8 protein-coding genes, 4 tRNA genes and 1 pseudogene are annotated in these 11,447 nt (G+C 42.0%); 7 read left to right on the top strand and 6 right to left on the bottom strand.

Annotated features, from left to right (window positions below; all coding sequences use genetic code 11):
• Positions 1 to 6 precede the first annotated feature (6 nt).
• The 5 genes and pseudogenes from FPL17_RS15650 to FPL17_RS15630 all read right to left on the bottom strand — a co-directional run bounded on the left by FPL17_RS15650 (position 7) and on the right by FPL17_RS15630 (position 5,808).
• Positions 7 to 1,506, bottom strand: coding sequence for a UDP-N-acetylmuramoyl-L-alanyl-D-glutamate--2,6-diaminopimelate ligase (locus tag FPL17_RS15650; protein WP_159886056.1), 1,500 nt, complete (start codon positions 1,504 to 1,506; stop codon positions 7 to 9).
• Positions 1,507 to 1,509: 3 nt separating this feature from the next.
• Positions 1,510 to 3,343 (bottom strand): annotated as a pseudogene (ftsI, locus tag FPL17_RS15645) (penicillin-binding protein PBP3).
• A 10-nt stretch (positions 3,344 to 3,353) separates the two neighbouring features.
• A complete protein-coding gene (ftsL, locus tag FPL17_RS15640) occupies positions 3,354 to 3,692 on the bottom strand; it encodes a cell division protein FtsL (protein ID WP_004803889.1) in 339 nt (112 codons plus the stop codon).
• Between the two features lie 2 nt (positions 3,693 to 3,694).
• The gene (gene rsmH, locus FPL17_RS15635) at positions 3,695 to 4,615 is read right to left on the bottom strand and encodes a 16S rRNA (cytosine(1402)-N(4))-methyltransferase RsmH (RefSeq protein WP_005185559.1); all 921 of its coding nucleotides are present in this window, start codon (positions 4,613 to 4,615) and stop codon (positions 3,695 to 3,697) included.
• 197 nt (positions 4,616 to 4,812) lie between these two features.
• Positions 4,813 to 5,808 carry a sulfate ABC transporter substrate-binding protein gene (locus FPL17_RS15630; protein ID WP_004803885.1) on the bottom strand — a complete coding sequence of 332 codons (996 nt, stop codon included), beginning with the start codon at positions 5,806 to 5,808 and terminating at the stop codon, positions 4,813 to 4,815.
• Positions 5,809 to 6,218: 410 nt separating this feature from the next.
• Here FPL17_RS15630 and FPL17_RS15625 point away from each other — a divergent pair, with 410 nt between their 5' ends.
• The 7 genes from FPL17_RS15625 (at position 6,219) to FPL17_RS15595 (ending at position 10,397) form a co-directional block, all read left to right on the top strand.
• Positions 6,219 to 6,524: a hypothetical protein gene (locus tag FPL17_RS15625; RefSeq protein ID WP_005185566.1), complete on the top strand. Its 306-nt coding sequence runs from the start codon at positions 6,219 to 6,221 to the stop codon at positions 6,522 to 6,524.
• Positions 6,525 to 6,632: 108 nt separating this feature from the next.
• Positions 6,633 to 8,141, top strand: coding sequence for a glutamate--tRNA ligase (gene gltX, locus FPL17_RS15620; RefSeq protein ID WP_005185568.1), 1,509 nt, complete (start codon positions 6,633 to 6,635; stop codon positions 8,139 to 8,141).
• A 58-nt stretch (positions 8,142 to 8,199) separates the two neighbouring features.
• Positions 8,200 to 8,275: transfer RNA gene (locus FPL17_RS15615), tRNA-Ala, on the top strand.
• Positions 8,276 to 8,344: 69 nt separating this feature from the next.
• Positions 8,345 to 8,420 (top strand) — tRNA-Glu (locus FPL17_RS15610).
• Positions 8,421 to 8,530: 110 nt separating this feature from the next.
• Positions 8,531 to 9,937 carry an amino acid permease gene (locus tag FPL17_RS15605; RefSeq protein WP_005185572.1) on the top strand — a complete coding sequence of 469 codons (1,407 nt, stop codon included), beginning with the start codon at positions 8,531 to 8,533 and terminating at the stop codon, positions 9,935 to 9,937.
• 212 nt (positions 9,938 to 10,149) lie between these two features.
• Positions 10,150 to 10,225 (top strand) — tRNA-Glu (locus FPL17_RS15600).
• 96 nt (positions 10,226 to 10,321) lie between these two features.
• Positions 10,322 to 10,397 (top strand) — tRNA-Glu (locus FPL17_RS15595).
• A gap of 43 nt (positions 10,398 to 10,440) precedes the next feature.
• Here the strand turns inward: FPL17_RS15595 and FPL17_RS15590 are convergent.
• Positions 10,441 to 11,376 carry a hypothetical protein gene (locus FPL17_RS15590; protein WP_005185574.1) on the bottom strand — a complete coding sequence of 312 codons (936 nt, stop codon included), beginning with the start codon at positions 11,374 to 11,376 and terminating at the stop codon, positions 10,441 to 10,443.
• Positions 11,377 to 11,447 lie beyond the last annotated feature (71 nt).

The raw sequence follows: 11,447 nt of genomic DNA, 5'->3' as shown, positions 1-11,447 counted from the left end.
TTAACCTTATTGCGCAGGATAGGCTGAATCGACAGGATGTGGCTGTGCATCAATCGCAGACTGCACCTCAACCACATCATCAAACCAATGGCGAACCCCATCAATTTCCTGATAGTTTTCATGCCCCTTACCCGCAATCACCACAATATCTCCCGCTTGGGCTTGCGCTACAGCAAACTTAATCGCTTCACGGCGATCATGGATTTCATGCATTATGTGGGCAGTAAAATCAATGCCCTGCTTCATGTCAGCAAAAATCTGTTCAGGATTTTCAGTTCTCGGATTATCCGAAGTCAGCATGACTGGATTGGCATGATCAAGTGCAGCTTGAGTCATGAGTGGACGTTTGCCACGATCACGATCGCCACCGCAACCAAACACAGCCCATAATTGTCCAGTCACATGACGTTTTAAGGTCGTCAGTACTTGGATCAAAGCATCAGGTGTATGCGCATAATCAACCACAAATAAACGCTCAGCATCTTGAATGACCTGCATACGGCCTGGTGCGCCTTTCAGTTGCGGCACAAACTGGACCAAATCAGCCAAGGCAAAACCAGCAGACTCTGCTGCAATCAGGCTGGCTAATAAATTCTCAACATTAAACTGCCCAAGTAATGGACTTTGCACCACATAGTGACCTGTCGGAGCAATTAATGTAAAACTTGCTCCACTCAAGCGATATTGCAAATCCGCAATATAATAATCCGCTGTCGTCTGAGTTAAAGAATAAGTCAGAATTTTCGGCTGTGCTGGATTCGTCTTCGCAGCTTCCAACATTAGCTGTGCATGTGCATCATCCAAGTTGATCACTACAGCTTTTAAGGTCATAAATTTAAACAATAAGGCTTTGGCTTCAGCATAAGCCTCCAAAGTACCGTGATAATCCAGATGGTCACGACTTAAATTACTGTACACCGCAATTTCAAGCTCACAACCATTAAGACGCCCTTGCTCCAAACCATGTGAACTGGCTTCCAGTGCAACAAAACTTGCGCCTTGTTTGGCATAGTCATGTAACGCATGCTGTAGTTGCAGTGCATCCAAGGTGGTATGTGTGGATGGGGTTAAATTTGGCAGAATACCGTTACCTGTGGTCCCCATTACTGCACAACCTTTATCTTGTGAGCTAATCAGCTCCGCAATGAGGCGTGAAATCGTGGTTTTACCATTGGTTCCTGTCACCGCAATACCACGTAAAGGCTGAACAGGATCAGTCGCTTGTAAATACTGCTTCTGCCATTCACCCATTTGATAACGGACATCAGCACAAACCCATTCGTTTGCGAGACCCAATGGTGCCTCACTGATTACAGCCAATGCGCCTGCATCCAAAGCATTTTGTGCAAACTGGCGTGTTTTTTCAGGTTGGCTATAGCTATTTAAAGCAATAAAAATTTGCCCTTTCTCAACCTTGCGACTATCCAAAGAAAAACCCTGAAAAGGTTGGGTATACCAAGCCGCATCTATGCTGATCGGGTGTATCTGTTGAAAACGAATCGACATAATTTACCTACGGATTGGATTTTATAGAAGTATCAAGTGGCTTATCTAAAGGCACATTCAAAAGGCGTAAAGACTCTTGCATGATGCGCGCAAATACAGGCGCAGCAACCAAACCACCATAGTAACGGCCTTGTGGGTTTTCAACCACGACAATCATGGCTAAACGCGGATCGCTGATTGGCGCAACACCTGCAAATAAAGCACGATACTCACTGTTTGAGTAACCTTTACGGTCTGCACGTAATTTATGCGCTGTCCCTGTCTTACCCCCAACGCGATAGCCAGGAATTACCGCTTGTTTCGCTGTACCACCAGGCATGGTGACTTGTTCAAGCATGGTGAGGACTTGATCGGCAATTTTAGGACTCAACACCTGTGTGCCTTCTGGAGCCTTATCCAATTTTCGCAAACTCAATGGCATTTGTACGCCATGATTTGCCAACATGGCATAACCTTGTGCAACTTGTAAAATTGTCGCATTCAAACCATAACCATACGCCATGGTCCCCAACTGCGATGGATTGAGCTTATCGCCTGAATAGAGCAAACCAGAACTTTCACCTGGAAATTTCACCGCTGAACGATGACCAAAACCTGCACGTCTAAAGAAAGACGGGACGGTATCTTTTGGTAAAGACAAGGCGATTTTTGCCGAACCCACGTTCGAAGATTTAATAATCACCCCAGAAACGGTTAAAGCACCATAGTTATGTGTATCACGAATGGTATGCCAACCTAAACGCATCGATCCTGGTGAAGTATTAACAATCGTATTCGGCGTGTATTTACCGCTTTCCAAGGCAGCAGCCACTGTAAACGGCTTCATGGTTGAACCTGGTTCAAACATATCAATCGCGCCACGGTTACGCATCGCATCTTTATTGCTGAGACCATTCTTATCGTTCGGGTTATACGACGGCCAGCTGGTCATCGCCAAAATTTCACCCGTTTTAACATCGACTGCAATCGCAGTTGCTGAGCGTGCATTGTTGGCGACACCTGCAGCAGTCAATTCACGGTACATAATATATTGCAAACGTGAATCGATACTCAGGGTAACATTCTCACCTGATTCAACTTCTTTAATGACTTCTGAAACTTTCAGACGATTACCCTTTTTATCGCGGATAATTTTCTGCTCGCCATCCATCCCTGACAACTGTTTATTCAGTTGCATTTCCAAACCTTCAATCCCCACCCCTTCACTATTGGTCAAACCAATAATCTGTGCATTTGGCTGCGGTTGTGGATAGTAGCGTTTATAACTTTTCTCTGCATAAACGCCTTGGAAATTACGCTTGGTAATCAAGTCAGCTTGTTGTGGTGGAATTTCTTTTTGCAAAACTAAATAACGTGAACGAGGACGTGCCTGCATTTGTTTCTTTAAATCTGCACGATCTACACCAACCGCATCTGCCAATTCATCTAGGTTCAAGTTTTTATCAGGCAATTGACGTTTTAATTTACGATTATTCGGATCTTTTTTGAGTTCTGCCGTGATGTCATCAAATTGCTGTTTGGTTTCCCAATAATCTCTTGGGTCCATCACAATTTTCATGATCGGGGTACTAATCGCCAAAGGTACGCCATGGCGATCACTAATCACACCACGCATCGCCTCTAAACGCTCAGTCCTTAAAATATTGGCATTGGCCTTATTTTGCAAAAAGTCCTTATTGACCACTTGCACATAGAACGCACGTGCAATCAACACAACAAAACAAAGGAGTACCGTTCCCCAAAGCAGATAAAATCGCCACATATCCAAAGCAAGGGTCGGTCTTTCAGAAATAGACTGCTGTTTTTTTCGTATTGGTTTACTTCGCTTATCTGCCATACAGCATGCCTTATTTATCTTGCTTTGAAGTCATAGGTAAAGAAATCACAACCGTCTGCGTTGCAGGAGGTGAGAACATACGTAGTTGAGTGACTGCGCGAGAACCAATCTGTGCGGTTGCACCAAAGGTTTGCTGTTCAATCAATAAACGCCCCCATTCAGCGTTTAAATCATCTCTTTCACGCATATATGCACTCAAGTCACGATAATCATGACGGTATTCAAATACTTGAAACACCACCATCATCGCACTTGTAAACACCAATGCAACGAGTACAGCATACACAACAACCTTTTTCAGTCCTTTTCTGCTGCTTGGTTTAACGTCGTCATCATTCTTGTTGTTCATTCTCAGCCTTTTTGCTCTAAACGCTCAGCCACGCGTAGCCATGCACTACGCGAACGAGGATTTGCTTTTACTTCTGCTTCACTCGCACGAATACGAGAAACTTTCTTTAAACGTCGAGTATCGACCTGTGCTTGAGGCATACCCCAGCCCGTGTCTTCAGCCAAACTCGATTCTTTTTGAATAAACTGCTTGATTAAACGATCTTCCAAAGAATGAAAGCTAATCACTGCCAGCTGCGCAGTTGGTTTTAATAATGTGACAGCTTGCGGTAAAAATGTCTCGATATCATCAAGTTCTTTGTTAATGGCAATACGAATCGCCTGAAAAGTACGTGTTGCAGGATGCTTATGCTTTTCCCATTTTGGATGTGCAGTTTTAACCACTTCTGCCAGTTGGGCAGTCGTTGTCATTTCACCTGCCAATTTAATCGCTTTGGCAATGCGGCGGCTATAACGCTCTTCGCCATATTGATAGATAATGTTTGCGAGTTTTTCTTCTTCAATTTCAAGTAACCACTCAGCTGCTGTTAAACCTTGCGAATTATCCATCCGCATATCCAACGGCCCATTTTGCATGAAGCTAAAACCACGTTCAGCTTGGTCCAATTGTGGTGATGACACCCCTAAGTCAGCCATAATGCCATCAACTTCAGTCAGACCAATTTGAGCTAACTCGGATTGAATATCTGCAAAACTGGCATGAATAATTTTAAAACGCGGATCTTCTTGTTCTAATTGTGCTGCAACTTCAAGCGCTTGAGGATCTTTATCGAAGGCATAAACACGTGCATTTTGATCTAGTTTTGAAAGTAACAACTTGGTATGTCCACCACGACCAAAAGTCGCGTCGACAAAAATACCAGTATCGCGACCTGCCAATACGCCATCAACGGTTTCATGAAGTAAGACAGAAATATGCGACATAAGAAATGGATCAACAGCTGAAAATGTAACTGCACATTATCACCTTGTTTTATGCCAGCACCAAACGACTTTTTGTAGAGAATTCTTAACTTTTCATAGATAAAACCGTTTTCTTATCATTTTTCACTCAATAAAAAAGCAAACACCTTCGGTATTTGCTTTTTGATCATTCACTTTAATCTCAGTAGAAACTGAATTTATGGTTTTTCCGCATAAATCTGGTCAAAAATCGCACCATTCACAAAATGTGTTTTTTGTGCTTTTGCCCAGCCACCAAACACATCATCAATCTTGAAGAGTTTAATCTTTGGAAATTGCTGAGCATATTTGGCAGCGACCTGTGGATTACGCGGACGGAAATAATATTTCGCAGCCAGCTCTTGCCCTAAAGGTGAATAAAGGAAATTTAAGTAACCACGCGCTAACTGACGGTTGCCATTTTTATCGACAGTTTTATCAACGATTGCCACAGAAGGTTCAGCCAAAATCGAAATTGAAGGATACACAATTTCAAATTTATCTTTTCCTAAGCCTTGAGTTGCCAATAATGCTTCATTTTCCCAAGACAACAATACATCGCCAATGCCACGTTCAGCAAAAGTGGTGAGTGAACCACGTGCACCTGAGTCTAAGACTTTGACATTTTGATAAAGCTTTTTCACCAATTCACGTGCTTTAGCATCATTACCACCGGGCTGCTTCAATGCATAACCCCAAGCTGATAAATAAATCCAACGCGGCGCGCCACCAGTTTTTGGGTTTGGAGTGATAATTTCGACACCTGACTTAGTCAAGTCATTCCAGTCACGAATATTCTTTGGGTTGCCCTTACGCACTAAAAACACCACGGTTGAGGTATAAGGCGCAGAGTTATCTTTAAATTGTTTTTGCCAATCTTTACGAATTAAACCTGCATTGGCAATTTCATCAATATCATTGGCCAATGCGAGCGTTACAACATCTGCCTGCAAGCCATCTATGACTGAACGCGCCTGTTTACCCGAGCCACCATGCGACTGCTTGAAATCAACATCCTGCCCTGTTCTTTTTTTCCAGTACTGACCAAATGCTTGATTGTATTCTTGATAAAACTCACGTGTTGGATCATAAGACACGTTTAAAAAAGTAGTTGCCGCTTGTGCTACGCCATTTAAGCCCAACGCCAACAATGCTGCTGCGATGACAGTTTTCATTTATTGTTTACTCATTTCGCCCCGTTTGTCACCACTATATTTCTTTAAAAATAATTTACAATCATATAGTTATATCAATAAATTTATTGCTATTCTGTTTTTAAGATATAGCCCTAGTCCATATTTTTTGTATTAAAACAATACTCTGCCTGTTATTTTTATGGCAAAATGAGAAAAGTTATCATTCTCCACTTTTTCTACACATTTGCTTGCTAAATTCTAGTTGTATACAAAGTAGCCACATTGCTATAAATAAACACTAGGATGTGTCAAATTTTTATATTTTTGTAAAAAGTGTGACATATATCAACTTTTTTATTAAGATTTATGTTTAAATCGTATTATTAAAGCAATACTATAGTTGTTTGGTTAGTCTTGTAGACTCAAAATCATATAAGGGGATGTGAGCAATGCGAGCATTAAATTTGAAAAAAACACTAAGCTTAAGCTTATTTTTAGTATGTTCTATTCAATTTGGACACGCGGCAGCAATTAAAGAAAGCAATAACATAAAAACAATTGATAAATCTTCTTCGAGCTTAATTGTTAAAGCACTTGATCAGCAAAAACGTAATACTGGTTTATTACCCTCATCAGACGATGAGTTAAAGATGTTGAATACGATTCGAACCACACCAACACAGACCTTCTTTGCCAGCCAGCATGAACGTTTTTCTCGTTTCGTCCAAACCATATTTCAACCGCATACCTCTTAATATTTCTTAAATATGTGCCCCTTCACATGTTTAAATGAAGCCTAGTCATGCCGTGACTAGGCTTTTTCGTTATAATAGTTTCAATTTAAATTTAAGCTCCGATAATTTATGAAAGTCCGTACCCGTATTGCGCCTTCTCCTACAGGTTTTCCCCATGTAGGTACTGCTTATATTGCGTTATTTAATTTATGTTTTGCCAAACAACATGGCGGTGAATTTATTTTACGTATTGAAGATACGGATCAACTTCGTTCAACGCCAGAATCTGAAAAAATGATTTTAGACTCTTTGCGCTGGTTAGGGTTGAATTGGTCTGAAGGCCCGGATGTTGGCGGCCCACATGCCCCTTATCGCCAATCAGAGCGCATGGGCATTTATAAGCAATACGCGCTTGAATTAGTTGAAAAAGGACATGCTTTCTACTGCTTTGCAACCGCAGAAGAGCTTGACCAAATGCGTGCTGAACAGCAAGCACGCGGTGAAACACCCAAATACGATGGTCGCGGCTTAAAATTATCTCAAGAAGAAGTACAACGTCGTCTTGCTGCGGGTGAACCCCATGTTATCCGCATGAAAGTACCAGAAGAAGGCATTTGTAAAATTAATGACTTACTCCGTGGTGAAGTTGAGATTCCATGGGCGCAGGTCGACATGCAAGTGCTGTTAAAAACAGATGGTTTACCAACTTACCACCTTGCCAATGTAGTAGATGACCACTTAATGGAAATCACTCATGTGTTACGTGGTGAGGAGTGGCTACCATCAGCACCGAAGCATCAATTACTGTATCAATATTTCGGTTGGGACATGCCAACACTGTGTCACATGCCATTGTTACGTAATCCAGATAAGTCAAAACTATCTAAACGTAAAAATCCGACCTCAATCAACTATTATCGCGACATCGGCGTATTACCAGAAGCGTTGTTGAATTATTTAGGTCGTATGGGTTGGTCAATGCCTGATGAGCGTGAAGTATTTACCCTGCAGGACATGATTGAAAACTTTGATGTACAACGTGTTTCTCTAGGTGGTCCAATCTTTGATGTCGAGAAACTCAACTGGCTCAATGGTCAGTGGATCAAAGCATTAACCCCAGGACAGCTTTTAGACCGCTTGTTGGCATGGAAAAGTGACCGTCAAACGCTTGAGGATATTGCTGCTGCAATTCAACCACGTATCAATTTACTCTCTGAAGCAGTGAATTGGGCAGGTTTCTATTTCAATCACATGCCACAAATCAGCAAAGAGCAGTTTGAAAGCAAAAAATTGACCGAAGAGCAAGTTCGTCAAAGCTTACAATTTGCCATTTGGCGTTTAGAAAGCCAGTTCACGTGGAACAATGACACGGTCAGCCAAACCTTGATGGACTTGGCCAATCAGATGGAGGTTAAGCTTCGTGATTTCATGCCAGCTTTCTTTATCGCAATCGCAGGTTCAACCAGCTCTACTCCTGTGATGCAATCTATGGTCACATTAGGTCCAGATTTGACCTTTGCACGCTTGCGTCATGCTTTAGAGATCGTGGGAGCACCAAGCAAGAAAGAACTGAAAGTTTGGGAAAAGCTAAATGAATCACTAAAACTGCCGAAAAATGATGCAAATAGTGAGACTTAATTCAGTTTAATGATTGACGTGTGAGCGCATTCCCCCTAATATTGCGCTCACACATTCTGGGGTCATAGCTCAGTTGGTAGAGCGCTACAATGGCATTGTAGAGGTCAGCAGTTCGATCCTGCTTGGCTCCACCAGATTCTCGAAATCGCACTGCTTTTCCGAGATGAAGTTAGACTTTCAGTCATGTATGTGTTGCCTCATCTGTCCCTATCGTCTAGAGGCCTAGGACATCGCCCTTTCACGGCGGTAACCGGGGTTCGAATCCCCGTAGGGACGCCATATTCTCAAATAGAATAATTATATTTTTCTAATAATCTTTCTCAAGCAGATTGCACATTTTCGAATTTTCCATAAAATAGCCGCTTCTCTATGCTTGGACAAATTGTCGTATGCAATCTTCCAACTCAAATGCGAATTCAGAACCAACAACGCTAAAGCGTGCCATGAGTACTCGCCATTTAGTCATGCTTTCTTTAGGTGGCGCGATTGGTACAGGTTTGTTTTTAGGTTCTGGCGAAGTTATCGCTCAAACCGGCCCTGTGGGTGCAATTATTGCCTATGTTTTAGGTGGTTTAATTGCTTATATGGTCATGCTCTGCTTAGGTGAGCTTGCAGTACACATGCCTGTTGCTGGATCTTTTGGTGCATACGCTCAAAAATATATTGGTCCAGGCACAGGTTATATGATTTCTTGGGTCTACTGGCTCACATGGACCGCAACTTTAGGTACAGAATTTACCGCTGCCGCCTTACTGATGCAGGAATGGTTTCCGCACATTTCCATGTGGATTTGGACCATTATTTTTGCTGTCACCATTTTGGGTTTAAATCTCACCTCAACCCGAATGTTCGCCGAATCCGAATTCTGGTTGGCCTTAGTTAAAGTAGTCACCGTCATTGCCTTTATCATTCTAGGCTTGATGGCTATTTTTGGTTTCATTCCATTCCAAGGTTATGAATCAGCACCACTATTTCATAATTTGACTGCACACGGTTGGTTCCCACAAGGACTTATTCCAATCTTTACCACCATGTTGATTGTTAATTTTGCCTTTTCTGGCACAGAATTGATTGGTGTTGCTGCAGGTGAAACCAAAGACCCTGCTGAGAATGTTCCAAAGGCAATCAATGCCGCGATCTGGCGTTTATTGATTTTCTTTGTCGGCACAATCGTGGTGATCAGTGCTTTACTTCCATTCCAAGTCGCTGGCTTAGGCGGTGAAGGGGTGAGTAGCAGTCCTTTCGTTACGGTATTTAACTACATTGGTATTCCTTATGCCGATGATATTATCCGTTTCGTAATTATTACTGCACTCCTCTCTGCTGCAAACTCGGGTCTTTATGCTGCATCACGTATGATGTGGTCTTTATCAGATCAGCGTCAGTTACCAAGTGTATTCTCGCGCTTATCAAAAAGTGGCACCCCGATTATTGCGCTTGTCGTGACCATGTTTGGTGCGATTCCAGGTCTGTTATCAGAACACTTTGCCCCTGAGACGATTTTTAAGAATTTATTAGGTGTTGCAGCATTTACCATGGTCATTGTTTGGATGAGCATTTGCTGGAGTCAATTTAACTTTAGACGCCAATGGTACAAAGCGGGACATAGCGCAAAAGACTTAAAATTTGCTGCACCGCTTTATCCTATCGTACCCATCTTAGGTTTTATCTTCTGTTTTATTACTGGCTTAAGTATGGCGGCAGATCCTGAGATGCAAGCAGGCTTTATTGGTTGTTTGCTGTTTATTGCAGCATGTTACCTAAGTCATTATGTTTTCTATCGAAACCGTAAATAATCAAATCTCAGAAAAATGCAGCTTAAGCTGCATTTTTTATATCTACTAATAAACCATTTATTTGATGATTTTTTCGCTTAACTGCTTATTTTTGATTATTTATTCTGCGATATGTTTTATTTTTAGACACTTATTCACTTTTTTTAAATTTTATTCAGAAAAGTGTTTGACACCCTATCTAATTCACCCTAATATACGCCCACCTCTGAAACGTCCCTATCGTCTAGAGGCCTAGGACATCGCCCTTTCACGGCGGTAACCGGGGTTCGAATCCCCGTAGGGACGCCACTAAATTCGAGGAAAGGCAAAGATAAATCATCTTGCTGAGAATTTAGGCTTACAAGCGATATGTTTCATATTCTGTAAGTAAATCTCCTCCGATAAGTCCCTATCGTCTAGAGGCCTAGGACATCGCCCTTTCACGGCGGTAACCGGGGTTCGAATCCCCGTAGGGACGCCATATTCTAAAAAAGCCACTGCATTTACAGTGGCTTTTTTATTGCTTATTCGCTGCCAATACCGACCTGAACTTCTAAACGACCTGATTGTACTCGTAAACCGCGAATCTCAAATTGGTCCACCAATTGTTGTACCAAATCACGGCTTTCTTGCAAAATATTCAAACCAGGTAAAATACTAAAATCAGTCAGACTTAACAGTTTATCAACCATCCAAGAACGGTTATTAATGAAATCAATAAAACCCGCTTCTTCAAGATCGATATACCAAAGACGATGCCCTTCCTTCTGAATGCCAGGCACATCACGAATCAAATGATTAATCAGGAATGGAATCGGTAAAGAGTTAATCACCTCAAAGCTGACATTACCCACCCGACGCGCTGCCCAGTTGGTTAAAGTTCCGCCATGACGAATCTGCAAATCAAGATGCTCATCAACTTGGCGCAGACGCAAATATTTTTCCTGCCCGATACGACACTCCAGCACATTAAATTCGAGCGAAAGACGATACAGAAAACGACGATAATGTCCATCTAACTCAATGTGGAAGCGATCATTGCCACATTCAATTTTAATATCATCGATTTCAGAACGATCCATACGTTTTCGGATCTGATTATTAAGCAGCATTTCAGGTAAATATAAGGTGAGACTACTTTTTCCTAGCGATGCTCTTGCCATCGTTAATGCAACTTGACGTGCCGCTTCACTGGTTTCTGAAACCATGTCACGAACGGTATTGCGTACCCCTTCAACACCCCGCTTGGTATGATGTGTTACATGATCTAAAGCATCTAATGCTGCATCTGCCACCCCAGCGATATTACGTGAGGTATCACTGGCAAATTCAACCGCATCTTGTGCATGTTGCAATGTTTTATTGATCAGTCGACGTGATAATGATGGTTTATCATCAGATGATGATTCATCTGCTGGCATAATATCGAACATCGCCTTTTTATCATCTTGTCGATTCAAGATGTTCTCCCTCTTCCCTTTCTTGCTGACTCATTTCTTATGAGCGTCGATCTGCTTTATGAACTTATTAG

It is taken from the genome of Acinetobacter dispersus (genome assembly GCF_009884975.1).
Classification (GTDB): Bacteria; Pseudomonadota; Gammaproteobacteria; order Pseudomonadales; family Moraxellaceae; genus Acinetobacter; species Acinetobacter dispersus.
Note: the sequence above shows the minus strand (reverse complement) of the source record. Positions and strands in the feature narration are given on the sequence as shown.